At 66.9% G+C, this 25,484-nt stretch carries 21 protein-coding genes; 13 read left to right on the forward strand and 8 right to left on the reverse strand.

The features are described 5' to 3' along the window. Window positions 1-11 precede the first annotated feature (11 nt). Window positions 12-680 carry a GntR family transcriptional regulator gene (locus tag GTK09_RS16595; RefSeq protein WP_163464550.1) on the reverse strand — a complete coding sequence of 223 codons (669 nt, stop codon included), beginning with the start codon at window positions 678-680 and terminating at the stop codon, window positions 12-14. A 156-nt stretch (window positions 681-836) separates the two neighbouring features. Between GTK09_RS16595 and dctP the strand changes: the two genes are divergently transcribed. The 6 genes from dctP to GTK09_RS16620 all read left to right on the forward strand — a co-directional run bounded on the left by dctP (window position 837) and on the right by GTK09_RS16620 (window position 6,044). Further along, on the forward strand, window positions 837-1,862 hold the full coding sequence (dctP, locus tag GTK09_RS16600) for a TRAP transporter substrate-binding protein DctP (protein ID WP_203561077.1): 1,026 nt from the start codon (window positions 837-839) through the stop codon (window positions 1,860-1,862). Between the two features lie 69 nt (window positions 1,863-1,931). Further along, window positions 1,932-2,483: a TRAP transporter small permease subunit gene (locus GTK09_RS16605; protein WP_163464554.1), complete on the forward strand. Its 552-nt coding sequence runs from the start codon at window positions 1,932-1,934 to the stop codon at window positions 2,481-2,483. Window positions 2,484-2,486: 3 nt separating this feature from the next. Beyond that, window positions 2,487-3,800: a TRAP transporter large permease gene (locus tag GTK09_RS16610; protein ID WP_163464556.1), complete on the forward strand. Its 1,314-nt coding sequence runs from the start codon at window positions 2,487-2,489 to the stop codon at window positions 3,798-3,800. A 10-nt stretch (window positions 3,801-3,810) separates the two neighbouring features. Continuing rightward, window positions 3,811-3,933, forward strand: coding sequence for a hypothetical protein (locus tag GTK09_RS27840; RefSeq protein ID WP_281353401.1), 123 nt, complete (start codon window positions 3,811-3,813; stop codon window positions 3,931-3,933). 161 nt (window positions 3,934-4,094) lie between these two features. Continuing rightward, window positions 4,095-5,525 carry an SNF2-related protein gene (locus tag GTK09_RS16615; protein ID WP_163464558.1) on the forward strand — a complete coding sequence of 477 codons (1,431 nt, stop codon included), beginning with the start codon at window positions 4,095-4,097 and terminating at the stop codon, window positions 5,523-5,525. Between the two features lie 174 nt (window positions 5,526-5,699). Continuing rightward, window positions 5,700-6,044 (forward strand): DUF6481 family protein, encoded by a 345-nt coding sequence (locus GTK09_RS16620; RefSeq protein ID WP_163464560.1) that lies wholly within the window; start codon window positions 5,700-5,702, stop codon window positions 6,042-6,044. 171 nt (window positions 6,045-6,215) lie between these two features. On the opposite strand, the gene GTK09_RS16625 is transcribed toward GTK09_RS16620, so the two are convergent. Together GTK09_RS16625 and GTK09_RS16630 are read right to left on the reverse strand one after the other, a co-directional pair. Beyond that, window positions 6,216-11,918 carry a PDDEXK-like endonuclease domain-containing protein gene (locus GTK09_RS16625; RefSeq protein WP_163464562.1) on the reverse strand — a complete coding sequence of 1,901 codons (5,703 nt, stop codon included), beginning with the start codon at window positions 11,916-11,918 and terminating at the stop codon, window positions 6,216-6,218. 170 nt (window positions 11,919-12,088) lie between these two features. Continuing rightward, the gene (locus GTK09_RS16630; protein WP_163464563.1) at window positions 12,089-12,430 is read right to left on the reverse strand and encodes a hypothetical protein; all 342 of its coding nucleotides are present in this window, start codon (window positions 12,428-12,430) and stop codon (window positions 12,089-12,091) included. Window positions 12,431-12,598: 168 nt separating this feature from the next. On the opposite strand from GTK09_RS16630, the gene GTK09_RS16635 reads away from it, so the two are divergent. Together GTK09_RS16635 and GTK09_RS16640 are read left to right on the forward strand one after the other, a co-directional pair. After that, complete coding sequence (locus GTK09_RS16635) at window positions 12,599-12,754, forward strand: hypothetical protein (RefSeq protein WP_163464565.1); 156 nt, start codon at window positions 12,599-12,601, stop codon at window positions 12,752-12,754. Between the two features lie 179 nt (window positions 12,755-12,933). Further along, window positions 12,934-13,980: an alcohol dehydrogenase catalytic domain-containing protein gene (locus GTK09_RS16640; RefSeq protein WP_163464567.1), complete on the forward strand. Its 1,047-nt coding sequence runs from the start codon at window positions 12,934-12,936 to the stop codon at window positions 13,978-13,980. A gap of 41 nt (window positions 13,981-14,021) precedes the next feature. Here the strand turns inward: GTK09_RS16640 and GTK09_RS16645 are convergent, their stop codons facing one another. From GTK09_RS16645 to GTK09_RS16655, 3 genes are all read right to left on the reverse strand, one after another. After that, window positions 14,022-14,981, reverse strand: coding sequence for an alpha/beta hydrolase (locus GTK09_RS16645; protein ID WP_163464569.1), 960 nt, complete (start codon window positions 14,979-14,981; stop codon window positions 14,022-14,024). Next, entirely contained in the window at window positions 14,978-15,340 is a 363-nt protein-coding gene (locus GTK09_RS16650) for a cell division protein ZapA (protein WP_163464572.1), read from the reverse strand. Before GTK09_RS16650 ends, GTK09_RS16645 begins: the two co-directional genes overlap by 4 nt. A gap of 132 nt (window positions 15,341-15,472) precedes the next feature. Beyond that, a complete protein-coding gene (locus tag GTK09_RS16655; RefSeq protein ID WP_163464573.1) occupies window positions 15,473-15,751 on the reverse strand; it encodes a DUF4164 domain-containing protein in 279 nt (92 codons plus the stop codon). A 278-nt stretch (window positions 15,752-16,029) separates the two neighbouring features. On the opposite strand from GTK09_RS16655, the gene tkt reads away from it, so the two are divergent. The 5 genes from tkt (at window position 16,030) to GTK09_RS16680 (ending at window position 22,840) form a co-directional block, all read left to right on the forward strand. Beyond that, complete coding sequence (gene tkt / locus GTK09_RS16660; protein WP_163464575.1) at window positions 16,030-18,036, forward strand: transketolase; 2,007 nt, start codon at window positions 16,030-16,032, stop codon at window positions 18,034-18,036. Window positions 18,037-18,190: 154 nt separating this feature from the next. Continuing rightward, on the forward strand, window positions 18,191-19,207 hold the full coding sequence (gene gap / locus GTK09_RS16665; RefSeq protein ID WP_163464577.1) for a type I glyceraldehyde-3-phosphate dehydrogenase: 1,017 nt from the start codon (window positions 18,191-18,193) through the stop codon (window positions 19,205-19,207). Window positions 19,208-19,482: 275 nt separating this feature from the next. After that, the gene (locus GTK09_RS16670; RefSeq protein ID WP_163464579.1) at window positions 19,483-21,336 is read left to right on the forward strand and encodes an autotransporter domain-containing protein; all 1,854 of its coding nucleotides are present in this window, start codon (window positions 19,483-19,485) and stop codon (window positions 21,334-21,336) included. 171 nt (window positions 21,337-21,507) lie between these two features. Next, window positions 21,508-21,966 carry an Rrf2 family transcriptional regulator gene (locus tag GTK09_RS16675; protein ID WP_163464581.1) on the forward strand — a complete coding sequence of 153 codons (459 nt, stop codon included), beginning with the start codon at window positions 21,508-21,510 and terminating at the stop codon, window positions 21,964-21,966. Continuing rightward, on the forward strand, window positions 21,959-22,840 hold the full coding sequence (locus GTK09_RS16680) for an NAD(P)/FAD-dependent oxidoreductase (protein WP_163464583.1): 882 nt from the start codon (window positions 21,959-21,961) through the stop codon (window positions 22,838-22,840). The genes GTK09_RS16675 and GTK09_RS16680 overlap by 8 nt, the downstream gene beginning before the upstream one ends. A 220-nt stretch (window positions 22,841-23,060) precedes the next feature. Here the strand turns inward: GTK09_RS16680 and GTK09_RS16685 are convergent, their stop codons facing one another. After that, on the reverse strand, window positions 23,061-24,050 hold the full coding sequence (locus tag GTK09_RS16685) for a L,D-transpeptidase family protein (RefSeq protein WP_163464585.1): 990 nt from the start codon (window positions 24,048-24,050) through the stop codon (window positions 23,061-23,063). A 302-nt stretch (window positions 24,051-24,352) separates the two neighbouring features. After that, on the reverse strand, window positions 24,353-25,306 hold the full coding sequence (locus GTK09_RS16690) for an acetyl-CoA carboxylase carboxyltransferase subunit alpha (RefSeq protein ID WP_163464587.1): 954 nt from the start codon (window positions 25,304-25,306) through the stop codon (window positions 24,353-24,355). Between the last annotated feature and the right edge of the window lie 178 nt (window positions 25,307-25,484).

A 25,484-nucleotide genomic window follows, 5' to 3' on the forward strand; every position in this document is an offset into this window, starting at 1 on the left:
CGGGTTCGGCGTCAGAGCTGGGTCAGCCGAAGATTTTCGAGGATGGCGAGCAGTTCCTGCGCCGCCCGTTCGCGATGCTCGCGAAACAGCGTCCGCGTCAGGGGGCCGTCGCCGGCCAGCAGCGCGTCGAGGATGGCGCGGTGCTCGACGGTGGAGCGCACTGGCGGTTCGCGCAGGCGCACCGTGATGATCCGCGCGCGGTGGGCCTGGTCGTTGAGCTGGGCGACGATCTGCTGGAGCCGCCGGTTGCCGGTCAGAGCCATCAACTGGCGGTGGAAACGCTCGTCCGCCTCCGCCCATGCGTCGAGATCGCCCCGTTCCAGCGCCGCTTCCATGTCCGACGTCGCGTCGTGCAGCGGCTGCAGCGTCTCGGCCGAGTGCCGGGCAAGCGCGACGCGAGCGGCGGCGTCGGGCTCGAGCGAGGTGAGGATGTCGTAGATCTCGCGCATCGCCGACGCGCTGATCGGCAGGATGCGGGCGCCGCGGCGCGGGATCAGCTCCACCAGCCCCTCGGCCTCCAGACGGATCAGCGTCTCGCGGATGGGCGTACGGCTCATCCCCATGCGCAACGCGATCTCGGGCTCGGTCGCGACGTGCCCGGGCGGAATCCGGGCGTGAAGAATGTCGGCTTTCAGCCGGGCATAGGCGTCGTCGACGCGGCTAGCCTTTGCAGACACCATCCTGGCCCTCCATACGCTGCATCAAGAGATAGCAGCACAGTGAATGCGTCGTCAAATAATTTAATGCATGCATTGACAAACGCATTGTCACGGATATCGTTCGCCCATCGTCGGGCAGGCTGGGCGTGCCCGAAGACCATGCGGAGGAAAATGACCATGCGATTTCTATCGACCGGAGCCGTCACGCTGGCGCTCGCGGCCTCGGCGGGCGCCGCCCATGCACAGACGGCCCTGAGCGTGCAGACGTCCACGCAGTCGGGCGGCTATTCGTTCAAGTACATCAACGAGAACTGGGCGCCGAAGATCTCGGAGATGACCGGTGGCGAAGTCTCGATCGAGTTCCTGCCGATCAATTCGGTGGTTCCGAGCACCGAGACCCCGGATACGATCGCCGCGGGCGTTCTCGGCGGCGATCTCACCTCGATCGCCTATTTCTCCGGGCGCAACCCCGCCTTCGCCATTCTCGGCGACCTGATCGCCGGCTACGACACGCCGCAGCAGATCCAGGACTACTGCCGCGAGGGCGGCGGCGCCGAGGCGCTGCAGGAGCTGTGGAACACCCAGTTTCCTAACCTGATCCACGTCGTCGGCTGCGGGGCGGTGTCGAAGGAGGCGCTGGTCGCGCGGGTGCCGATCCGGACGCTGGAAGACCTGAAGGGCAAGAAGATCCGCTCGCCCGAAGGCATGGCCGCGACGGTCTTCCGGGCCGCCGGCGCGAGCCCGGTCAACATTCCTTTCGCCGAGGTCTTCACCGCGCTGGAGAAGGGCATCGTCGACGCTTCCGACGCATCCGCCTACGTCAACAACGACCAGAACGGCTTCAACGAGATCGCGCCCTACCCGCTGTTCCCCGGCATTCACTCGATGGCCGTGCACCAGTTCACGGTTTCCGAGGAGACCTGGCAGTCGCTCAGCCCCGAGGCGCAGAAGGGCCTGACGAGCTGGTTCTACGAGGCCTATGCCGACCTCGCCAAGGCCCTGAACGAGGAAGACCTGAAGCTCGTCGAGCGCGACAAGCAAAACCCGGACATCGAGGTGATCGACTGGGCGCAGAAGGATCGCGACGCCTTCCGCGCGATCGCCCAGAAAGCCTGGGAGGAGACGGCTGCCCAGTCGCCCGAGGCCGAAGCCGCGCTGAAGTCCCAGCTCGCCTACATGCGCGAGATCGGGCTGATCCAGTAAGGCCGATCGTCCGGGACGCGCCTTGCCGGTGCGTCCCGGCCATTCATGCATGGGGGGAGGATGATCGTCATGGGGCTCGGCGCACGCTATGCGGCCGGAATGGGCCGGGTCAGCGGCTTTCTGGGAAAGGCCTGCGGGGTCTTCTATCTCGCCGCGATCCTGATCTCGCTGTTCGAGATCTTCGCGCGCTACGTTTTCGACAGCCCGACCGTCTGGACGCCGGAACTGGTGATGGCCCTCTGCGCGACCGCCTGGATGCTCTCCGTCGGGGCCGTCACGCAGCAACACCGCCACATCACGGTGACGGTGATGGAGATCCTCGTCGGGCAGCGCGTCTGGCAGGCGATGCGGACCGCAGCCGTCGTCGCCAGCATGCTGGCCGTGGCCGGCCTGTTCTGGGCGAGCTACACCCCCTTCACGCGGACGTTGAACCATCTCGAACGCTCGGGCAGCGCGTTCAACCCGCCGTTTCCGAGCTATCTGAAAGCCATGATCCTCGTCGCGCTGGCGCTGTATTTCCTGCAACTCCTGGCCAATCTCGTCGGAGGGCCCGGCAGCGCCCAGCATGACGAGGGACTGAGCGATCGCCCGCTCGACATGCCCGAGCACGGCCGGGGCTGAGCCATGGGCATCGAGTACCTCACCCTCGTCATCATCCTCGCCCTCTTCGCCCTGATGGCGGCGGGCGTACCGCTCGGCGCCACCACACTTCTCGTCTCCGTGGTGCTGGCGCTGGCGAAGTTCGGCGCGCCGGGACTGATCCTGGTGTCCAGCAACGTGCTGCACGTCTTCGTCAAGGAGACGATGATCGCGGTGCCGTTCTTCATCCTCATGGCCAACATCCTGGAACGCGGCGGGGTGGCGCGGGAGCTGTTCCGATCGATGGCGATCCTGGCGGGCCAGATGCGCGGCGGCGTTGCGGTGCAGACCGTCTTCGTCTCGGTGATCCTCGCGGCGATGAGCGGGATCGTCGGCGGCGAGATCGTGCTGCTCGGCCTCATCGCGTTGCCGCAGATGTTCGCGCTCGGCTATGACCGCAAGCTGTCGATCGGGGCGATCGCAGCCTCTGGGTCGCTGGCGACGATGATCCCGCCTTCGGTCGTGTTGATCGTCTACGGGGCGGAAGCCGGCGTGTCGATCAAGGCGCTGTTCTCCGCCGGGCTGCTGCCGGGCCTGCTCTTGGCGATGCTCTATGTCGGCTACGTGGTTCTGCGCTGCCGGATCAACCCGGCGATGGGCCCGGCTCTCGACCTTCCCGAAACGCGGCTTCCCGTCCATCGTCGGCTGTTGCACCTGAAGGGCCTGATCCTGCCCTTCATCCTCATCGGCGGCGTTCTCGGGACGATCTATACCGGCATCGCCACGGTCACCGAATCGGCTGCCGTGGGTGCCGCCGGTGCGATCCTCGTCGCCATGCTGAGGCGCGAACTGACGGTCGAGGGGATGCGCGACGCGCTCTGGTCCACGGTCGTCACCACGGCTTCGATCATCTGGCTGGTGGTCGGCGCAGTCAGCCTCGTCGGCATCTACAACCTGATGGGCGGCACCGCCTTCCTGCGGGGATTGCTGACCGGCCTGGACGTCGCGCCGATCGTGGTGATCCTGATCATGATGGCGATCATCGTCGTGCTCGGCACCTTCATGGACTGGATCGCCATCGTCTTCATCACCGTGCCGGTCTTCGCGCCGGTGGTGAACCAGCTCGGCTACGACCCGGTGTGGTTCGGCATCCTCTTTGCGATGAACATCCAGATCTACATGCTCTCGCCGCCCTTCGGTCCGGCCTGTTTCTACCTGAAGAGCGTCGCGCCGAAGGACGTCACTTTGCAGGAGATCTTCGCCGCCGTGCTACCCTTCATCGGCTTGCAGCTGATTGCCCTGGGGCTGGTCATCGCCTTCCCGCAGATCGCCCTCTGGCTGCCCTCGCTGGGCCAATAGGAGAGATGCCATGAAAACCAGCGACGAGGAGCCGGAAACCTACGAATTCGGCTGGTGGCCCGAACTGGCCGGCGTGGTGATGACGCTCGCCCTGATCGCGTTCTTCTTCTGGGGCGCCACCGGAAGCCTGTAGCCGGCGCATCCACCGTCCGGATCGACGGGCCGCCGAACGATCCGGCCGCGGCGCATCTGCCAAAGCCCGTCGAATGAGACGGGGGCACGCGATCGCATTCCACACTGCCGCTGGACATCCGGTATAGGTCGGCCGCGAATCGCCCGCGACCGAGAGAAGCCTTGCCCCAGAAAGATCCCGCCCCCGCCGCGGCACCCGTCTTCCACCCGCGCCCCCACCAGGTCGAGGCGCGCGAAGCGATCATCGCGGCGCGGCGGAGCGGGCGGCCGGGCTTCCTGCTGGGCGACCTCACCGGGCTCGGCAAGACCCTGTCGGCCTGGAGCGCCATCAGCGCCATGCCGGACGAGGAGGTGCTGATCGTCTGCCCGAAGGGCGCGATCCCGCAATGGCGGCGCACCATCGCCGGCTCTCCTTCGACCGGCAAGGACGTCACCATCCTCAATTTCGAGCGCACCAAGGCGCTGATGGCGCCGCCGCCCACCAGCAACCGGCGCTCGACGCGGGCGAAGAACAACGAGCTCGCCAGGCTCGGGACGCTGAAACGGCGCTGGCCGCTGGTCGTCGTCGACGAGAGCCATCGCATCCGCAATCCGGCCTCGCAGCAGGGTCAGGTCTGCCGCCATCTGGCGGCCGCCGCCGATTTCACCATCTACATGAGCGCCACGGCCGGCCAGTCGCCGCACGAATTGTCCTATCTCGGCCGGCTCCTCGCCGTTGCAACAGGTGGATCGTCCGGCGACATGGACGAGTTCCGCGCGCTGATGAAGCGGCTGAAGATCGGCCGCGCCAAGGGCCGCTGGAAGAACTGGAGCTGGGAGCCGAACGAAGCCGACCGGCAGGTCATGTCGCAGCTTCTCTACAAGGGCGCCGACGCGATCGGCATGCGCCGGCGGCCGGAACAGATATCCGGCTGGCCCGAAGTGCAACGGGAACTGGCGCCGACGGCGCTCGACGCTTCCGCCGAGCGTCTCTACGAGGCGACCTGGCGGGAGTTTCGCCGGGAGCTCGGCCTTGCCGGCGGATCGACCAGGCGGCCGACGGGATGGGCCGCGGACCTGCGCTTCCGCCAGAAGGCCAGCCTGATTCGGGTGAAGGGAACGACCGATTTTACAGGCGATCTTCTCGGCAACGGTCAGCAGGTGGCGGTGTCCGTCGCCTTTCTCGAAACCGGTGCGATGCTGGCCGAGAGCCTGCGCGGCAATGGCTGGCGCGTCGGCGAGATCAATGGCGGCCAGACCGGCGAGGCCAACGAGGCGACGCGCGTCGCCTTCCAGACCGGCCAGCTCGACGCGGTGGTCTTCACGGTGACGGAGTCGATCTCGCTTCATCGCGGCGAGATGCCGGGCGGCGACCGGGAGCGCTCGCTCGTCGTCCACGACATGCGCCACAGCGCGATCCAGCTGCAGCAGATCGAGGGGCGCTGCCACCGCGACGGGCAGCGGGCGGTCATCTACTACACTTATGCCGAAGGCACGGTCGAAGAGAAGATCGCCGCCATCGTCATGGCGCGCATGGCCTCGATGGACGGCATGGCGGGGGACGACACGGCCCTCATCGAGGCGATCGCGAGGGAGCTGGACCGCGCCGCCTGACGTCCCTGGGCCCCAGCAGAATCGGCGTCCATTTTCGGGCGAGCCCTGGTGCTTTGGTGCAATTCTTCTTGATCCGGGCCATCTCCCGGCTTGAAGTGGCGGCTGTGAGCGCGTAGGCGAGAGGCGATTGCCGGAGAGTTCCGGCTTCCTCCAAACACGATTGGTAAGACAAGCTTGAAGAGCAAGGATGCGGATTTCGTCGAGCGGCGCGCGGCGGCAAAGGATGCCAAGGCTGCGCTCCTGGAGAAGGTGAAAGCCAAACAGAACGATCCGGCCGCCGAAGCCCGCCGTGCCGAGCGCGCCGCCGTCGTCGCTGCGCGCGAGGAGCGCGAGGCTGCAAAGCGCGCCGAAGCCGAGAAGCTCGCCCGCGAGAACGCCGAGCGCGAGGCAGCCGAGCAGGCCGCCAAACAGGCCGAGGAAAACAAGCTGATCAACCGCATGGTCGAGGACGAAGCTGCCCGCAAGGCCGCCCGCGACGAGCGCTATGCCGCCCGCAAGGCCCGCAAGGGACACGGCTGATCCAGGCCGGAGCGGGTGCCATCCGGCAGGCCCCGCCGACGATGCGTCAGCGGTGCGGCGCGCCGCCCCTGAATGAGCATTGGCGTGCGATCGGTCGGCCTTGCGCGTCGACGATGAGCGGAGCCGCTCCGACGATGGAGCGGCGGTTCCGCGATGCGCCGGCGCTTCGATTTACTGGGCGGCCAATTCGGCAGACGTTTCTCGGTCCAGCCGGTCGAAAGCCTCGTAGATGTCCGTCGTCGTGAAGGTCACCTCGCTACCCTCGCGCGTCCCGCGAAAGCGCGGCAGCGACGGCGCGGTCCCCGCCGTCAGCCGCCGGTCGACCCCGACGCCCGACTGGCGCTCGACCTCGCCGATCACCATCCCCTCCCGACGAACCTCGAACAGGCCGGGCAGCACTTCGTAGACGTCGAGGTGATTGCGGCGAATGTGCCGGCCGCGCGGCGGCGGCGCGACAGGCGGAGAGGGCCGCTCTTCTGCCGACACTGGCAATGCCGGCTCGGCCTCCTGCTCGGGCGCGATTTCAGGCCGAGGGACGGAAGCGACTTGCGGCGCTTCCCCGGCTTTTTCGACGCTTGGCGCTTCGTCCGTCGCCTCTGCCGAGGAAGATGCTTGCTTGTCTGAAATCTCGTCCGCGGGCTCGTTTGGTCCAGGTGCCGGACCAGGCTGTTCTGCTCCCGGCGCGTCCACGAGCGGCTGCGTAGCGCCGACGCCAACGGGCTCGCTGCGGGCGGGGCGAGTCGAGTCCAGATAGGCTTTCCGCCGACCGAGGAAGCCGACGAGCTTTTCCGCCTCACCGTCCGGATCGTTGTACCAGTCCGTCGACCAGATCCGCCAGATCGACCAGCCGAGCCCTTCCAGCACCTTCTGGCGGATGACGTCGCGATCGCGGATGGTCAGGCCGACGTGAAACGGCGCCCCGTCGCATTCGATGCCGGCGATGAAGACCGACGGATCGTCCGGATGACGGACGGCGAGATCGATGCGGAACCCCTCGACGCCGATCTGATGGACGACGTCGTAGCCGGCCGCGGCGAGCTTCTCGGCGACGAATTCCTCGAACGGGCTCTCCGCATCTCGCGCCTCGGCGTCGTCATAGACCGCGCCGCCGCGGGCATAGTCGAGAAAGCCCTTGAAGACCTGCACCCCGCGCGAGGAGGACGGCGTCGGCACGACGTCGCCGGTCTTCAGCGAGGTGACGATGATCATCGCCCGCTTGGCCCGGGTGAACAGGACGTTTAAACGCCGATGACCGGCGCCGCGGTTGATCGCGCCGAAGTTCTGCTTCACCCGCGCGCCGCGTTCGGCCGGCCCGAACAGGGTCGAGATGATGATGACGTCGCGCTCGTCACCCTGGACGTTTTCGAGGTTCTTGACGAAGACCGGCTCGACGGTCTTTTCCCAACGCTCGACATAGGCGCGCACGATCGGGTCGCTCGCCGCAAGGCGCTCGAATTCGGCGTTGATGAGATCGCGCTGCTTGAGGTTCATCGTGGCGATGCCGAGCGACAGGTCGGCGCCGTCCTCGGCGGCCTTGTAGATCAGCCTGCGCGCCTCCTCGATCGCCGTCTCGGCTTCCTGCGGATTGACGTTCGCCTGATAGATGCCGTCCACATCCACGCAGCGCACGCCCGATGATTCGCTCTCGGAGGCGGCGGGGAAGATCACCAGTTCGCGGTCGTAGAACTCCCGGTTCGAAAAGGCGATCAGCGCCGGGTGCTGCGAGCGATAGTGCCAGCGCAGCCGCCGCTTGTGCGGGATGCGCGAGGCGGCGAGATCGAGGACGCTCTCGGCGAGATCGGCAGCGCCGGCCTCCTCATCGCCATCCCCGTCGCCGTCGCTCTGGGCGGCGAAGAAGTCCGTCGGCGGCAGCTGCTTCTGGTCGCCGACGATGACGTATTGCCCGCCCCTCGCCAGCGCTCCGACGGAAAATTCCGGCTTCATCTGCGAAGCTTCGTCGATGACGACGAGGTCGAATTCGAGTGTACCCGGCGGGGCGTATTGCGCCAGCGCATGCGGACTCATCATCAACACCGGCTTCAGCGCCTGCAACGCGCTGCCGGCCCGCTCGATCAGCTGGCGGATCGGAATGTGGCGCTTCTGCTTGGCCATCTCACGATTGATCAGCGCGAGGTTCGTATGGGTGCCGACGGGGCCGGAGTCGTTGCCCCAGGGCGCCGTCTTCAGCCGCTCCCTGGCACTCGCCAGGACGTTGTCCGCCTCGAGCCGGTAGAGTTCGACCTCCGCCTGGCCGAAGCGGCCGCGCGCCGTGTCCAGCCGGCCGGTGGTCGATTGCCGGATCGGCGAGGCGGGATCCTGGAACGTTGCCTCCAGGGCCTGCTCGCAACGCAAGAGCGCCAGGATGTCGGCAAGCGCCGAGACAGGTTTTCCCGCATCGATCTGCGTCTCGTAGAGTGGCAGGACACCCGTAGCGGACGCCTGGTCGAGATAACGCTCCAGATTGGCGTGAAGGCGCAGTCCCTCACCGTCTTCGAGCGCCTTGCGTAGCTCGCCAACCCGGCTCGCGATGCGTGCGTCCGTGGCAATCGGCACGAAGCGTTCGCCGAGACGCTCGCGCATCGCGGAGCTCGTCGCTTCCAACGTCGGCAGCCGCCCGGCGAGAGCCTCGGCGCCGGATTGGAGGGCGCGAACCTCGGCGAGACGCGCCGCACCGTTCGATGCGGGTTCGGCGCCGAAGAACTTCGCGAGGATCGGCGCCCCTGCGAGGTCGGCCGCGGCCCGGGCCTCCGCAAGGTTGGCGGCGGCCATCGCCATCACCTCCCGGCTTTCGGGAGGAACCGCGGCAAGAGCCACCCTGGCCTGCCGGGAAAAGTCCGCCAGCCGGTCGGCGAGCCGGACGTCGCCGTCGAGGACCGGCGCCGACGGCCTGATGCCGATTCGTCGGCCCTCGGTGGCAAGGGCCTGGAATTCCTCCGCTCGCCGGCGCAGGCCCTGCGCGAGTGATGCCAGGGGGTTGTCTTTCGTCGCCCGTTCGACGAGCCTGGCCTCGGTGTCCGACAGAAGCTCGGTTTCGAACTGCGCCGCGCCGATCTGCAACGCCGCCCGGATGCGATGACCTTCGTCGCGGCGATGCAGGAACGCCCCCACCTCCTCGAGGCAGGCGGCAGCGTCGTCCAGCACGGCAAAGCCGGTCTCCGGGCCCTGCCAGTCCTCGCCGAAAGCCGCCCTGCCCTCCTCGTCGATCTGGATGGCCTCCCATTCGTCGCTCGTCGCGGCCGCCTCGTGCAGCAGACTGCGCAGCCGCTCGCGATCCTCCGTGCCCCGGGCGATGGCGCGGGCTTCCGACAAGGCGCGCTTGAACGCGCCGCCGAACAGCCGCCCGAACAGCCCGGACTCGCCCACAGTATCGCCGATCATTCGCAGATCGGTCGAAGAATGCGCCGCGGCGCGGCCAAGATCGATCTCGGTGGCCAATCCTCTCAGCCGCTCCTTCACGGTTCGCGAGCGGCCGGCGAGTTCCTCCAGATGCTCCCGCCGCCGGTTGTTCGCCACGAAGATCTGGAGGTCCCAGGCGCGGGCCGGATAGCGACGGCCGATCGCCCCAAGCCCTGCGATCGTCTCGACGCCTGCGGGGGTCGACGGAAAATCCGTGCCGAAGCCTGAAAACCGGTCTCGGAACCGCTCGGCGACGGCGTCGAACCGCGCCGCGTCGTCGATGAAACCGCGGGCCTTTCGATCCAGATCGTCGATCGAGACCCGGTTGAAACCGATCGCCGCCAGTTGCTGCTGCAGCGGCTCCAGTGCCGCTTCGTCGAAGATCATGCCGTCGACGAGTGCAGAGCGCCGCGCCTGAATGCTCGCCAGTTCTGCCGCCGCAGCGAGCGTTTCCTCGCCCAGGCGGTCTTCGAAGGCGGCCGCGGCCAGCCGGTCGTCGTCGGCGAGAACGAGGCTCGTCAACGCATCGCAGAGCCGCACCAGATCGCCGGACGACATTGCGTTCAAGGCCGCACCGTCGACGGCCTGGCCGATGCGCGCCAGCGCCTCCTCCACGGCGGCGAGCGGCCCTTGCCGCAGTTCGGAAAGCTCGCGCAGCAGGGTTTCCTGCGCGTGCGGCTGGACGGGAAGGCCCCGCGCCGCATGCCAGGGGCTCGCCTGCAACCCGCCCAGGCGCTCCTCGACGGTCTCGGCGGCCCTGGCGAGCTCCCTCAGCGTGTCCGACGTCTGCCGAAACACCGCTTCGTCGGAAAGATCGACGCCAGCGACGTGTTTCGGCAGGATCGTCTCGGCCATCTGGCCGGCAAGCGCCCGGCGCAGAGCGGTTTCCTTCCAGATCAGCTGCCAGGTGGTGCGTTCGTGACCATCGGGCTTCGTCTGAAGGGCCGAATGGTAGTCGCGCAGGAGCTTGCCCTCGTGCCGCTGTTCCGCCCGCAGTCCGGGGAGGCGCGCCGGCTTGGTCTCGCCGTTATGGACGGCCGCGGCGAGCGAGGCCATCACCTCCGGCTTCGAGGTCTTCTCCGAATGGAGTTCCAGGAGCGTCGGGCCGAGGCCCCGCTCGTTGAGGCGCTTCGCCACCGCTTCGAGCGCGGTGCGCTTTTCGGCGAGGAAGAGAACGCGTCGTCCCGCCCCTATTGCGGCGGCGATCAGGTTGGCGATGGTCTGGCTCTTGCCGGTTCCCGGCGGCCCCTCGACGACGAGGTCCTTGCCCTCCATCGCGTCGAGGATGGCGGAATGCTGGGACACGTCCGCCGGCATGACCAGCGGCGGTACCCGTCCCGCCCAGGCCTCGTCCTCGATCGGATGGTCGACGCCGAAGGTTCCGGCCGCCCCTTCGCTCGACAGGCCGCCAAGCAGCCTGGCAAGCCCGGCATGCCGGCGCAGCCCGTCCTCCGGCCAGATCGTCTCGTCGAGATCGGCCCATAGTCCCATGCGCGGAAACGGAAAGATCGCGATCGTCACGAAACGCCGGAGCTCGAGGAACTTCGCCGCCTCCAGCGCCGGCGCGAGTCGGGCGAAATAGACCTCCGGCGTCTCGTCTTCGCCCACGGCAGGGAGGGCGACACCGTGGTCGCGCTTCAACAGCTCGACGAGCGCGAGGTTGACCAACAGCTCGCCCTCCGGCGCGCTCGCCCAGAAATGATAGTTGCCGCCGACGATCTTGCGCCTCAGATTGAGCGGCATCGTCAGCAGCGGGGCATGGTAGGGCCCGGCCGAAGGTTGTTTCGGATCGGCCCATTCGATGAAGCCGAAGGCGATCTGCAGCGTGTGGATGCCGGTCTCGTTTTCGAGCGTCCGGTTGCGATCGAAGATCGTCCTCAGGCGCCGTTCCGCCTGCGACCTCGTGAGGAGGATGCGGATCCGGTCGTCGTCGAGATGGGCGGGCGTGATGCCATCGAGCTCGGCGTCGCGGTGCGGCGGCCGGCGAAGGTCGAAGCTCGGGTCGAAGCCGTTCGCCCGGGCAAGCTCGGCGATATCGAGCTTCTTGCCGCCGTCGAGCTTGGGAAGGCCGAGCGAGGCCCGCACCCGATGGCGCAGCGCCTCGTCCGCTTCTGCAAGCCGTTCGGTGTCGGCCTCCGCCTCACCGAGTTCTGCCGTCGCCGTGAGATAGGTCTCATCGGTCAGCCGGCCGATCGCCATGGCGTTCTGGAACGTCTCGGTGCGTTCGTCGGCAGGCTCGGACTCCGGGTCCGGCAGCGGCTCGAAGCCCATCTCGCCGTTCTGCAGAGTTTCGAGCAGCCCGTCCGGCAGTTCGTCGACGACCCGGACGAAGGCACCTCCGCGCGAATGACGAAAATTCAGGAGCCCGTTGCGGCGCGTGAGATCCAGCAGCTTTTCCCGTAGCCGCGCAATCTCCCGGCTCTGGAAGGCAAGGTCGATGTCTTCGGCGCTGCCGTTCGTTCGACCGAATTCTGCCATGGCGCCATCTCGATTCGCTCTGCCTCACCATCGCAACCGTAGGGCAAGCTCAGTGCTCATGAGAAGAGGCAGACGATCAAAACGATCGCCGACGGCTGCATGCGGAGCATCTCGCATTGACCGGCATCGTGGCGGGCTCCGTCACGACCCGAGGCTCGTCGCGTCGAACGTCAGGGATCGTCGCGGAAGAAGACGAACAGCAAAGCGCTCACAGCAAGGCCCATCCCGCCGATCGACAAGAGGAAGAGGAGAGGGCTCTCGCTCGCCATCACGCAGCTCGAACCGGTCGATCGGAACGGGGTATAGGCACAGCCGTTCGGGGCGAGGTGAGCCAGACCGTACAGACCGGCCAGCCCCACCGTCGTCCCCGCAACGTCGCCGAGAACGCGGTTCATCGGGTAGTCGATCGACCTCAGTTCCTCGACGACGCCAAGTGCCCTAAACCATGACGTGAACTCCGTCGCCCAAGAGCGTTCCGTCGACGGCTTGTCGGAGCTCACGCCATCATTCATCGGATCATCTCCCATGACTGTACGATGCGCTCTACATTCTCACCACGATACAGCAGAATAAAAATATTTCCTTCGACAACAGAAGCGAATGAAAGTTGCATACAATTTTAATCTATTTCAATTATATATTATGCAAAAACGATTATTACTTGTTCTTGCAATCGAATCATGATTTCGCGCAGACGCTACGGCGCAACCGTCGAGATCGTCATCTGGGCGGAGACGATCGAGGCCGCCACTTCGTCGCCGCACGGCACTCCGACCGAAGGGACACTGCCGGGCGAAGCCACGGCAACGGCGATGCCCGACGTCCCGAAATCCTGACCGCAGCCCCTTCCCGGCCACCGGCGAGCCGCCCCGTCTAGTGCGCCCTCCCCTTGGCGCCGACCGTGGTGCGCCCGATATCGAGGGCAAAGCCGAGCCATCCCGGCGATCGCTCCAGGGTCGCTGGTCGCGGCGGCAGAAAGACCACCGTATCAACCGCATCAAAAAAGGGGGCGACGATGCCCGAGATTCCCACGACCATGAAGGCGCTGATCGTCAAATACGACGGCTATTCCGGAACCTCGGAAGGTCCGGCGATCGAGCGGCTGTCCGATTGGTGCGAGCTTTCGGAGATCGAGGTGCCGAAGCCGAAAGGCGGCCAGGTTCTGATCAAGGTGGGGCTCGCTAACGTCAATCCCTCGGATCTCCACTACATCAAGGGTGAATATGGCCAGCCGCGCAGGAAGGGCGTTCCCGCCGGCTTCGAAGGCATGGGCGAGGTCGTCGCGAGCGGCGAGGACGAGGCGGCCCGCAAGCTGATCGGCCAGCGCGTCGCGGTCTCGGCGAGCCGTGGCGGCAGCGGCGTATGGGCGCAATATGCCCTCACCGACGCGCGGGCCGTGGTGCCGCTCCATCCGAAGCTGCGCGACGAGGACGCGGCAGCCCTGATCGTCAATCCGATGACGGCCTGGGCGATGCTCGATCTGGTGAAGAAGGCTGGTGCGAGGGCCTTCGTCATGACGGCCGGCGCCAGCCAGCTCGGCAAGCTGATGGCGACCCTGTCGAAGGAGATGGAGCTTGCCGCCGTCGCCACCATCCGCCGCGAGGAGCATCGCTCTCTGCTCGAAGGTCTCGGCGTCGGCACGGTCCTCAACACCGAGCGGGAAGACTTCGAGGACATGCTGGTAATGGCGATGCGTCAGGTGCAGCCGACCGTCCTGCTCGATGCCGTCGCCGACAGCCGCTCGGCCGATATCTTCGCGGCGATGCCGGGCGGCGCGCGCTGGGTGATCTACGGCAAGCTGTCGCCGCAGTCGCCGGCATTGCCCAGTCTCGGCCAAATGGTCTTCATGAAGAAGAAGATCGAAGGCTTCTGGCTGAGCGATTGGCTGGCGACGGCCTCACCGGAAGCCCGGCGCGAGGCCTTCGAAAAGGTCCAGGAGCGCTTCGTCTCCGGCGCATGGAAGACCGACGTCGCCGCAGCGCTCTCCCTCCCCGAGGCAGAGGAGAAGCTCGGCGAGGCGCTCTCCGGCCTCAACCGCGGCAAGGTGCTGATCCGGCCGTGAGCCGCGCCTCGGTCACGGAGCGGCCCTGTTGGTCCCGTCTCTTACCTCGCATTCTCGCGAATGAAGCGGATGACCTCTTCGCGGATGCCGCGATTGCCGAGCGGAAGCACCGTCGAGAAGGACGAGATCGTGCCGATGTGGCCGATGCCGGGATAGAGGCTAGCCTTTACCGGAACGCCCGCCGCCTTCAGCCTGGCGGCGAGCGATCGGGTGTTCTTCGGGTCGACGGTGGTGTCGGCGTCGCCGGCGATCAGAAGCGTCGGCGGTTCGTCGCCGGAAACGAAGTTCACCGGCTGGCTCGCCTGGCGCACGGCTTCCGGGAAGATGCGCTTGTAGCGCTTCTCGGTGAGCGGCAGGAAGTCGTAGGGCCCGGACAGGCCGACGAAGCCCGCGAGCCGGCGGATCGACGAACCGGCATTCGCAAGGTAACGGCCGTCCGTCGCCAGCAGAGCGGCGATCTCGGCGCCGGCCGAATGGCCCATCAGAAACAGCCGGTGCCGGCCTTTCGGGATGCCCTCGCGGCCGTCGGCGGCCAGCCGCTCGACGAATGCCACAGCCTTCGCCGCGTCCTCGACGAAGCCCGGAAAGGTCGTCTGCGGATAGAGCCGGTAGTTCGGGATCGCGACGATGATGCCGGCGCTCGCCAGCGACTGGCCGACGAAGGGATAGATGTCCTTGGAGCCGGAATCCCAGCTGCCGCCATGGACGAAGACGACGACCGGCGCCCTCGCCGTGACGCCCTTCGGCACATAGAGATCGAGAACCCGACGCTCGCCGGGCGCATAGGCGAGATCGGACACCAGCCGGTAGTCGCCGGAGGGTGTGACGGCGTTGAGTGCGGATGCGCAGCCGGACATCGCCAAGCCATAGAGCCCGCAGAACAGGAACAAGGCGAGCCGCGTCAAGAGACCGCTGCGGCTCGCCGCCTCAACCACGCCGGCACGGGGCAGCGCACCGCGCTCTGTGGGCGCGGGGCGGCATTCGACGTCATGTTCGTTCATTGGCCGCCTGCAAGCTTTGCGGAGATACGTTCGATGCTCGCGGCGGTTTCCTCCAGGCTGCGGGCGAATTCCTCGCGCGTCGTTTCCTCGCTCGCCTCCCGTGCCCCGTGCGACGCGGTATCGGCATCGAACCTCGCCTGCAGATCGGCCAGCCGGCGGCGTGTCTCGTAGAGCTGGTCGGTCGCCATGATCGCCGCCATGACGGTCAGCCTGAGATCGCCGATCTGGCCGAAGGAACCGCGCAGCTCCGCGATCTTGCCGTCGACGTCGGCCGCCAGGGTCTCGAGGTGCTGCTCCTCGCCCTCGGCGCAGGCCATGCGATAAGTCTTTCCGTCGATGGTGACGACAATCTGCGGCATCGTATTTCCCGTTTCAATCGCGTCGTCTCATGCGAGCCCCTCGATCGACAGTTCTGCCAAGGGACCGACGACGTAAACTCCCGGCGGCCCGAAATGTCCCACCTGCCCGTCGAAATTGTCCGCCGCGAACGGCTATTTGTGCTGTTCGAGCACCTTGCGCACGCGCTCCATGGCGTCGACGAGGCGTTTGGAGACCTCGCGATTGGCTTGTTCCAGACGCTCGCCCCGCGCCAGGGCGGCGTCGAGTTCGCGGGCGAGACGGCCGCGATCGGCGGTCTGGCGCTGGACCTCGGCGTCGACGCTTCTCAAGGCGTCTTCGCGCTCGAGGCGAGCGTCGACGGCTCCTTCCAACCGTTCGAGCGCCGTGCGAAGTCGCATCCTGGCTGCGTCGAACGGATCGTCATGCGGCATCCAGTCTCTCTCCAAAGATCACGAGCTGCCCAAGGATCACGGATTGTCCGCCGGAAACGGCGGCGCTCCTTGAAGTTGCGGTGCGGTTGCGGCCGGAATGGGCCTCACTGCTCTTAACCGCTCGACGCGAGCAAGGAAAGCGCGGCGTCTCGCGCCTCGCCCTCGGCGACGAGGGTTTCGTTGACAGGATCGAGAGCTTATGATGCAAGCCGCGCGTCTCGGCGGCCCCTCACCCGGCGGCCAGATCCTGACCAGGGGCATGACGGGGAGCCTTCGCGATGACGACGCCAATGCGCCAGCTGATGGCGAACGCGATCAGGTTCCTGTCGGCCGACGCCGTGGAAGCGGCCGGTTCCGGGCATCCCGGCCTGCCCATGGGCGCGGCGGACATCGCCACCGTCCTGTTCACCCGCTTCCTCACCTTCGACCCCACCAAGCCCGACTGGCCGGACCGCGACCGCTTCGTCTTTTCGGCCGGCCACGGCTCGATGCTGCTCTACAGCCTGCTCTATCTGCTCGGCTACCGCGACATCGGCATCGACGAAATCAAGCGCTTCCGGCAGCTCGGATCGAAGACCGCCGGTCATCCGGAATACGGCCACGCTGCCGGCATCGAGACGACCACCGGCCCGCTCGGCCAGGGCGCGGGCAACGCCGTCGGCATGGCGCTTGCCGAGCGCATCCTCAACGCCCGCTTCGGCGACGACGTCGTCGATCACACCACCTACGCCCTCGTCGGCGACGGCTGCCTGATGGAGGGGATCAGCCAGGAGGCGATCGCGCTCGCCGGGCATCTGAAGCTGTCGAAGCTGATCTTCCTGTGGGACGACAACGGCATCACCATCGACGGCAAAGTCTCGCTCGCCGATTCCACCGACCAGCTGCAACGTTTCGAGGCCTGCGGCTGGCAGGCGCTTGCCTGCGACGGCCATGACCACGATGCCATCGCCGGCGCCATCGAGACGGCCAAGACGAGCGACCGGCCGACGCTGATCGCGGCCAAGACGACGATCGGCTTCGGCGCGCCGAACAAGGGCGGCACCGAAAAGGCGCACGGGTCGCCGCTGGGAGCGGAGGAAATCGCCGCCGCCCGCAAGGCGCTCGACTGGCCGCATCCGCCCTTCGAGGTTCCTTCGGAGATCCTCGACCAATGGCGGCTCGCCGGCCTCAGATCCAGCGTCCGGCGCAAGGCCTGGGAAACCCGCTTCGCCGCCGTCGACGCCGAAACCCGCGGCGAATTCGAGCGGCGCATGCGCGGCGATCTGCCGAGCGGCTTCACCCAGGCGCTGCACCGGTTCAAGCGCCGGATGAACGAGGAACGGCCGAAGCTCGCCACCCGCAAGGCCTCCGAAATGGCGCTGGAGGAGATCAACGCCATCGTGCCGGAGACGATCGGCGGTTCGGCCGATCTCGCCGGATCGAACAACACCCGGACCAGCCAGACCGCGCCGATCACCGCAGGCGACTATTCCGGCCGCTTCGTCCATTACGGCATCCGCGAGCACGGGATGGCCGCGGCGATGAACGGCATGGCGCTGCATGGCGGGCTGATCCCCTATTCCGGGACGTTCCTGGCCTTTTCCGATTATTGCCGGCCGTCGCTTCGGCTCGCCGCTTTGATGGGCATCCGGGTGATCCACGTGATGACCCACGATTCGATCGGCCTCGGCGAGGACGGGCCGACCCACCAGCCGGTCGAGCAGCTCGCGGCTCTCCGCGCCATCCCCAACCTCCTCGTCTTCCGGCCGGCCGATCCCGTCGAGACCGCCGAATGCTGGCAGCTGGCGCTGCAGAACCGCGCGGCGCCCTCGATCCTCGCTTTGTCGCGCCAGGGCCTGCCGACGCTGCGCCTCGACGAGCACGACGAGAATCGCAGCGCCCGCGGCGCCTACGAGATCCATCCCGCCTCGGGAGAGGCGCAGGTGACGATCTACGCCACCGGCTCGGAGGTCGAGATCGCGGTCGAGGCGAGGGACGAACTCGAGCGCGGCGGCATCCCCACCCGCGTCGTCTCGGTTCCCTCCTTCGAGCTGTTCCGCCGCCAGACCGTCGAATACCGCCGGGCTCTGACCGACGATCCGAGCTTCAAGGTCGCCATCGAGGCGGGCATCCGCCAGGGCTGGGACGAACTCATCGGCCGCGACGGGCATTTCGTCGGCATGAACGGCTTCGGTGCCTCCGGCCCGGCGCCGGAACTCTACCGGCATTTCGGTATCACCGCAGAAGCGGTCGTCGCCGCCGTGACGGAGCGGCTGGGGCGCCAGGACGAGCCCGACGCCGGATGAGGCCGAAGCACCCTTCGCCGTGGCGCGCCCAGCGAGACATTCTCAGCCCGGCCTTGAGAAAAGCTGATGCCGCCGCAAACTTGATTCGTCCGTCCGGCAGGGCTACAGCCCGGCTTCGAAACCGGCTTCGGGCACCCTTCAGGGAGAAAGACACATGGCAGTTCGCGTTGCAATCAACGGCTTCGGCCGCATCGGACGAAACGTCCTGCGCGCCATCGTCGAGTCCGGCCGCACCGACATCGAGGTCGTGGCGATCAACGATCTCGGGCCGGTCGAAACCAACGCCCATCTGATCCGCTACGATTCGGTCCACGGCCGCTTCCCGGGCACCGTGACGGTCGAGGGCGACATGATCGACGTCGGTCGCGGCAAGATCAAGGTGACGGCCGAGCGCGATCCGAAGGCCCTGCCCTGGGGCGAGATGGGCATCGACGTCGCGATGGAATGCACCGGTATCTTCACCGATCCAGCCAAGGCTTCGGCGCATCTGGAAGCCGGCGCGAAGAAAGTGCTGATCTCCGGTCCCCTGTCGGGCGCGGCCGGCGCCGAGAAGACCATCGTCTTCGGCGTCAACCATCATACCCTGACGTCCGACGACAGGATCGCCTCCAACGCCTCCTGCACGACCAACTGCCTCGCCCCGGTCGCCAAGGTCCTCAACGACGCCATCGGCATCGACAAGGGCTTCATGACGACGATCCATTCCTATACCGGCGACCAGCCGACGCTCGACACCATGCACAAGGATCTCTACCGGGGCCGCGCCGCCGCCCTGTCGATGATCCCGACCTCGACCGGCGCGGCGAAAGCCGTCGGCCTCGTCCTGCCGGAGCTGAACGGCCGGCTCGACGGCGTCGCGATCCGCGTGCCGACCCCGAACGTCTCGGTGGTGGACTTCAAGTTCGTTCCCAAGCGCGACACCAGCGTGAAGGAAATCCAGGACGCCATCCGCGCCGCCGCCACATCCGGTCCGCTGAAGGGCATTCTCGGCTTCACCGACGACAAGAACGTCTCGTCGGATTTCAACCACGACCCGCATTCCTCGATCTTCCACATGGACCAGACCAAGGTCATGGAAGGCTCGCTGGTGCGCGTGATGTCCTGGTACGACAACGAGTGGGGCTTCTCGAACCGCATGAACGACACCGCCGTGGCCATGCACAACGCCTGAGGCGACAATCTCTGATCGAGCGACGTTTTCGAAAGGCCGTCCCGCGGGGCGGCCTTTTTTCATGGGCCCGAGCGTTTCGGTTCCGCCTGCTCCCACGCCCGAACCAGTGCTTGCGCGGACGCGCCGGGCGCGGATCAGCGCACGCCCCGGCTTTGCGGCTTTTCGGTGACACGAAGAGCGAAGACGTCACGCCCCGCGCCGAAGGCTCCCTCTGACGGTTGCGTCAACGGCACGAGATAGGCTTTTGTTTTCAGCATCATGTTGGGGGAACAACGATGTTGAAGTCTCGTCTGGCGCAGGGCGTGTTGGCCTCGACCATCGTCGCGCTGGCGGCGCAGCCGACAATCGCCCGCGATATCGGAGCGGTCGTCTCGTTCGGCGACAGCCTATCCGACAACGGCAATCTCTACGCCGTGACGGCAGGCAGCACGCCCGCTTCCCCGCCCTATTTCAACGGCCATTATTCGAACGGGCCGGTCTTCACCGAGTATCTGAACGGGCCGATGCAGCCGGCCGGCGCGGCGACGCTCGGCGGCGTACCGATCGATCCGACGGCGAACCAGAATTACGCGTTCGGCGGCGCCCGGACGGACGCGCTGACGGCGCTGCCACCCGGCATCCCGGATCAGATCGGCTTCTTCCAGCTGAAGGACGGCGCCTTCGCAGCAAACGACGTGGTGACGCTTCTCGGCGGGGCGAACGACATCTTCGACGCGGCCCGGCAGCCGGCTGCGACACCTGCCGACATCGCCGCCGCCGCAGCCCTTGCCGCCCAGAACATCGGCACGGCCGCCGGGACCCTCTCGCAGATCGGCGCCCCGACGGTGGTCGTTCTCAACCTGCCGGATCTCGGCCTGACCCCGCAGTTCAACGGCTCGCCGACCACCCAGTTCGTCGGGACGCTCGCCTCGGATACCTTCAATTCGGCGCTGAGCCAGGCTGTCTTCGCCTCGGCGGCAGCCAATCCGGGTACCGACACCCATCTTGTCGACGTCGAGCGGGTGTTCTCCGCGATCATCGCCGACCCCCAGCGCTTCGGCTTCGACAACGCCACCGAAGGATGCCGCTTCGTGACGAGCTGCCTCAATGGAACCCAGGCCGAGCAGAACCAGTATCTCTTCTTCGACAACGTTCATCCGACCACGGCCGGCCACCAGCTGCTCGCCTCGCTGGTGCTCGACTATCTGACCGCCGGCGAGCAGGCGGCGAATGTCGGCTCGATGTCGGAGACGGCGATCCTCGACCGTTACGAGGGCGCCGCGTCGGCCTTAGAGCGTGGGCGGAAAGTGTTGGCCGGCGGCCCGGAGGCCGCAGGGTTCTACACCAGCTTCGGCGGCAACTGGTACGATCGCGGCGACAGCGGCCGGATGCATGGCTACGACTACGGCGTCGGCACCGTGCGCCTCGGCTACGATGCCTTTCTCGGCAATGCCCTCGTCGGCGGATCCGTCAGCTATTCGAACGGCTCGCTGGACGATTCGCCGATCACCTACGACACCCAGGCCTTCGCCGCCGACATCTATACCGCGACGACGCTGAGTGGCTTCCAGCTCGCCGCGACGGCCGGCATCGCCCATGCCGACTTCAACGACATCGAACGCGTCACCCTGTTGCCGGGCGTCGTCAACGGCGGCGCCGACACCGATGCCGCGATCTACGACGTCGGGGCCGAGATCGCCTATCCGATGGCCTTCGGCGACCTCACCGCGACGCCGAGCCTGTCGCTCACCTATCTGCATTTCGACGTGGACGGCTTCACCGAGTCCGGCCTCGCCGCCCGCATCCAGTATGACGGCTACGATCGCGACGCGCTGCTCGGCGCCGCCAATCTGAACCTTGCCTATGCCACCGAGGCCTTCGGTCGTCCGGCCAGGCTGACCGGCCGGATCGGCTGGGAGGACAATCTGACGAGCGACGATACGGGCATCGTCTCGCGGATTTCGGGCAGTCCGTCGCAGGATTCCTTCGCCGAATTCGGCGACCTTTCCGCTCGCGGCTTCGTCGTCGGCGCCGGTGCCGAGGCGAACTTCACCGACACGGTCGCCGGCTCCCTGAACTACTCGGTCGGCTTCGGCGACACGATCGACGTCAGCCATGCGGCGAAGGCGGTCCTGACCGTGAAGTTCTGACAGTCGCCGCCGGGCCTGGCTTCCCTGGCCCGGCGATCCGACATCTCGGTCGAGGGCTGCCCGTCGGGCGGTCCCTTTTTTTCCTCCCCGGTGCCGATCGCGCGACAACGTCCAACCACGCCTCCAGATGGCGACTTGCGTCGCTGCATAATTCGTAATAACTCAAGTTACATGAAACGCGACAGCCGCCTCTCCTCCGTCCTCCATGCACTCCTGCACATGGAATCCCACGGCAAGCCGATGACGTCGGAAGACCTCGCCACCTGCATGTCGACCAACCCGGTCGTCGTCCGCCGAACCATGGCCGGTCTCCGGGAGAGCGGCTTCGTGCGCTCCGATCGCGGCCCGAACGGCGGCTGGTCGATCGCCTGCGACTTCGACCGGGTGACCCTCAGGGACATCAATGCCGCGCTCGGCGAGCCGGCGCTCTTTGCCGTCGGCAATCGCCACGAAAACCCGGCCTGCCTCGTCGAGCAGGCGGTGAACGCGGCTCTCGACGATGCCTTCGACGCCGCGGAAGCGCTGCTGCTGGAGCGCTTCGCGACCGTCACGCTCGCCGCCCTCGCCGCCGATTTCCGCCGGCGCTTCGCACGGCACAAATCCGAAAACGGAACCAAAGCCCATGCATGACGTCATCGTCGTCGGCGGCAGCTATGCCGGTCTCGCCGCCGCCCTGCAACTCGCCCGCGCCCGTCGCGACGTCGTGGTGATCGACGCCGGCCTGCGTCGCAACCGCTTTGCATCACATTCGCACGGCTTCCTCGGCCAGGACGGCCGCGATCCCGCAGCGATCGTCGCCGAGGCACGGCAGCAGATCGCGGCCTATCCGAACGTCACCTTCGTCGACGGCAGAGCCACCCGGATCGAGCGCCCCGGCGCCGATTTCGCCGTCTGTGTCGAGAAGAAGCAGTCGTTCCTTTCCCGCCGCCTCGTCCTGGCGCTGGGAGTCGTCGACTACCTGCCGGATGTCCCCGGCCTTGCCGAACGCTGGGGAAAGCACGTCTTCCACTGCCCCTACTGCCACGGCTACGAACTGAACGCCGGCGCGATCGGCGTTCTGGCGACAGGGCCGGTGTCGATGCACCATGCACTGATGCTGCCCGACTGGGGGACGGTGACGTTCTTCCTCAACGGCGCCTTCGAGCCGAGCCCCGAGGAACGCGCACGACTGGCGGCCCGCGGCGTCGCGATCGAGGCAACCGGCGTGGCAAGGATCGCCGGCGAGGCAGACGTCGTCCTGACGGACGGGCGAACCCTCGCCATGGCCGGCTTGTTCACCGCGAGCCGCATCCATCCCTCCTGCGGCCTCGCAGAAGGCCTCGGCTGCGGGGTCGAGGAAGGTCCGACGGGCCGGTTCCTGCGCACGGATGCGATGCAGGAGACGACGGTCGCCGGTATATTTGCCTGCGGCGACGTCGCCCGGGCCGCAGGATCGGTGTCGCTCGCCGTCGGCGACGGGGCCATGACGGGCACGGCCGTTCACCGCTCGCTGATGTTCGGCTGAGAGGCAACGGATCAGGATGCCGGCGTTTCCGCCCGTCGGATCCTGTTCGGGGCAACGCTCCGCTCGGGTGGTTGGGCACGGTCCGGACACTGAAGGTCTGAAAGAAAAAGGGCCGGTGCAACGACCGGCCCTTTTCGTCTGTCTGTCTCGAACCCGGCTTTCGTTCCCGGCCTCGACCCCATCGGAGGCCCGGTCCGACAGGGCGCCGGGGGAAGGATCTCTACTCGAACAGGCTGAAGATCGAGCCGCCCTTGCGCCCGCCGATGCGCTTGCCGTCGCGGTCGTAGCCCTCGCGGCGATGCTGCTCCTGGGCATAGGCCTCGGCGGTCATCGGCTGGCCGGTGCGGTAGGAGAAGGTCGTCGAGGTGGCGAACTCGCTCGGCGCCATGCGCGCGGCGATTTCCTCGGCTGCCGCCTGATCGGCCTGGTGCTTCGCGGCGACGACGTGGGGCATCTCGACGGTCGGGCACGGACCCGCGGGCGACAGGCCCGCGACGGTCTCTGCGGTCTGGTCGAAGATGTATTGGCGCTCGCAGACGCCGACATTCGGCGGCAGATGGGTGGTCTCGAAATAGTCCGAGCCCTTCTTCAGCATCTGCCAGAAGCCGTAATGATCGGAATTCTTGTGCCGGGCCATGTTCTTCGGCGTCATCCGGAAGGGATAGGCCTGGATCTGGAAGGCGCGCTGGCCGCCGTCGAAGGAATAGCGGGCGAGCGTGTAGATCTCCTGCACCTGCTCGTCGTCCATGGCGTAGCAGCCGGACGAATTGCACGAGCCATGGATCATCAGATGGGAGCCGGTGCGCCCGTTGGCGCGGTCATAGGCGTTGGGATAGCCCATGTTGATGGCGAGGTGATAGTTCGACTTCGGGTTGAGCTGGGCCGGCGTCACCGTATAGAAGCCCTCGGGCGCCTGGCGGTCACCCTCCTTCTGCTTCGGGCCGAGCTTTCCGGACCAGGCGCAGATCTCGTAGGTCTTGAGCAGGGCGTAGGTGCCGTCGGTCTTCTGCTTCCAGATCTCGAGCTCCGACTCTTCCTTGAAGAGTCGCACGAGGATGGGCGAGTTGACGCCCATGCTGCTCGCCTGGATCGCCCGCGCCAGATCCGGCGGAAGCGGCGCGTTCTCTGGAGCCAGATCTTCGTATTTGCAAGCGGACACGGTCATCAGCGCAGCCAAGGCCGCGGCCGTCGCGAAACGTCGGACGATCATCCCCTCAAGTCCCCATCGCCTGCGGCGAGCGCATCATGGCCCACCACCCCTCTCGAACGACCGCCGCGAGCGACGGCCCCTCATCGCGTCCTCGACACCTCTCACAAGAGGCAGTCAGGGCGCATGGTTGGCGGCAGTCTTTCACGATTTTCTTAAGTGACCGTAAACCGTGCCGTCCCGACGCCGAGGCGCGACCCCTTTTCGCGCCCCATCGTCGCACCCTGATCCACGACGATGGCGACATTCTGGCGCATGACGGTGGGGAATGGAAGTTGCACCCTGTGGCCGGGCTGCAACTGTCGTCAGAGATTGCGACCGATCGCCAGGAACTTCTCCCGCCGCTGGCGCTTCAGTTCCTCCCCCGAGAGCGGGCCGAGTTCGCCGAAAGCCCGGCGAATCTGCGCCGCCGCGGCATCGATGGCGGTCTCGGGGCCGCGATGGGCGCCGCCGAGCGGCTCCTCGACGATGGCATCGATGATGCCGAAACCCATCAGATCCTGCGCCGTCATCTTCATCGCCTGGGCGACGTCGCGGGCCCGCGCCGCGTCACGGTAGAGGATCGAGGCGCCGGCTTCCGGCGCGATGACGTTGTAGATGGAATGCTCCATCATCAGGACGCGATTGGCCGCGGCGATCGCCATCGCCCCGCCCGAGCCGCCCTCGCCGATGACCAGCGAGACCAGCGGCACCTTCAGATTGAGGCAGGCCTCGATCGAACGGGCGATGGCCTCGGCCTGGCCGCGTTCCTCGGCGCCGATGCCGGGATAGGCGCCGGCGGTGTCGACCAGCGTCAGGACGGGGATGTCGAAGCGCTCGGCGAGCTCCATGATCCGGACGGCCTTGCGATACCCCTCCGGCCGGGCCATGCCGAAATTGTGCTTCAGCCGGCTCTGGGTGTCGGAGCCCTTTTCCTGGCCGATCACCGCGACGGGCGCCCCGTCGAAGCGACCGAAGCCGGCGATCACGGCATAGTCCTCGGCAAAGTAGCGGTCACCCGCAAGCGGCACGAAGTCAGTGATCAGGCGGGCGAGGTAGTCGACGCAATGCGGCCGGTCCGGATGGCGCGCGACCTGGGTCTTCTGCCAGGGCGTCAGCTTCTTGTAGAGGTCCTCGAGGGCCTCTTTCGACCGCTTTTCCAGCCGGTCGATCTCGTCGGTCACCTTGACCGCGTCCTCGCCCGTCTCGATCTTCCTCAGCTCGATGATCTGGCCTTCCAGATCGGCGACCGGTTTTTCGAAATCCAGATAGTTGTGCATGCGTCCTACGGCGGCGGCCGTCCAGAGAGAGCGAGAGGGGCGAACGCCGGTCAGGCAGGGCCGCCGCCAAGCGGCTTCGGCAACGCGCAGTGCCCCGCCTGCGGCGGAAATCTTCGCGGCGGAAACTGGCCACGGGCCGGTCGAATGTCAAGCAAGCGGAGCGGCGTGACCGCGACTG

The sequence above is a fragment of the Jiella pacifica genome (assembly GCF_010500815.1).
GTDB lineage: Bacteria > Pseudomonadota > Alphaproteobacteria > Rhizobiales > Rhizobiaceae > Jiella > Jiella pacifica.

Bases quoted from the DNA above. Each gene is read 5' to 3' on its own strand.
- GTK09_RS27840 (WP_281353401.1), top strand. From the start codon at position 3,811: ATGAAAACCAGCGACGAGGAGCCGGAAACCTACGAATTCGGCTGGTGG.
- GTK09_RS16610 (WP_163464556.1), top strand. From the start codon at position 2,487: ATGGGCATCGAGTACCTCACCCTCGTCATCATCCTCGCCCTCTTCGCC.
- GTK09_RS16670 (WP_163464579.1), top strand. From the start codon at position 19,483: ATGTTGAAGTCTCGTCTGGCGCAGGGCGTGTTGGCCTCGACCATCGTC.
- dctP (WP_203561077.1), top strand. From the start codon at position 837: ATGCGATTTCTATCGACCGGAGCCGTCACGCTGGCGCTCGCGGCCTCG.
- GTK09_RS16630 (WP_163464563.1), bottom strand. From the start codon at position 12,430: ATGAATGATGGCGTGAGCTCCGACAAGCCGTCGACGGAACGCTCTTGG.
- GTK09_RS16640 (WP_163464567.1), top strand. From the start codon at position 12,934: ATGCCCGAGATTCCCACGACCATGAAGGCGCTGATCGTCAAATACGAC.
- GTK09_RS16650 (WP_163464572.1), bottom strand. From the start codon at position 15,340: ATGCCGCAGATTGTCGTCACCATCGACGGAAAGACTTATCGCATGGCC.
- GTK09_RS16605 (WP_163464554.1), top strand. From the start codon at position 1,932: ATGGGGCTCGGCGCACGCTATGCGGCCGGAATGGGCCGGGTCAGCGGC.
- GTK09_RS16625 (WP_163464562.1), bottom strand. From the start codon at position 11,918: ATGGCAGAATTCGGTCGAACGAACGGCAGCGCCGAAGACATCGACCTT.
- GTK09_RS16675 (WP_163464581.1), top strand. From the start codon at position 21,508: ATGAAACGCGACAGCCGCCTCTCCTCCGTCCTCCATGCACTCCTGCAC.
- GTK09_RS16595 (WP_163464550.1), bottom strand. From the start codon at position 680: ATGGTGTCTGCAAAGGCTAGCCGCGTCGACGACGCCTATGCCCGGCTG.
- tkt (WP_163464575.1), top strand. From the start codon at position 16,030: ATGACGACGCCAATGCGCCAGCTGATGGCGAACGCGATCAGGTTCCTG.
- GTK09_RS16690 (WP_163464587.1), bottom strand. From the start codon at position 25,306: ATGCACAACTATCTGGATTTCGAAAAACCGGTCGCCGATCTGGAAGGC.
- gap (WP_163464577.1), top strand. From the start codon at position 18,191: ATGGCAGTTCGCGTTGCAATCAACGGCTTCGGCCGCATCGGACGAAAC.
- GTK09_RS16655 (WP_163464573.1), bottom strand. From the start codon at position 15,751: ATGCCGCATGACGATCCGTTCGACGCAGCCAGGATGCGACTTCGCACG.
- GTK09_RS16680 (WP_163464583.1), top strand. From the start codon at position 21,959: ATGCATGACGTCATCGTCGTCGGCGGCAGCTATGCCGGTCTCGCCGCC.
- GTK09_RS16645 (WP_163464569.1), bottom strand. From the start codon at position 14,981: ATGAACGAACATGACGTCGAATGCCGCCCCGCGCCCACAGAGCGCGGT.
- GTK09_RS16635 (WP_163464565.1), top strand. From the start codon at position 12,599: ATGATTTCGCGCAGACGCTACGGCGCAACCGTCGAGATCGTCATCTGG.
- GTK09_RS16685 (WP_163464585.1), bottom strand. From the start codon at position 24,050: ATGATCGTCCGACGTTTCGCGACGGCCGCGGCCTTGGCTGCGCTGATG.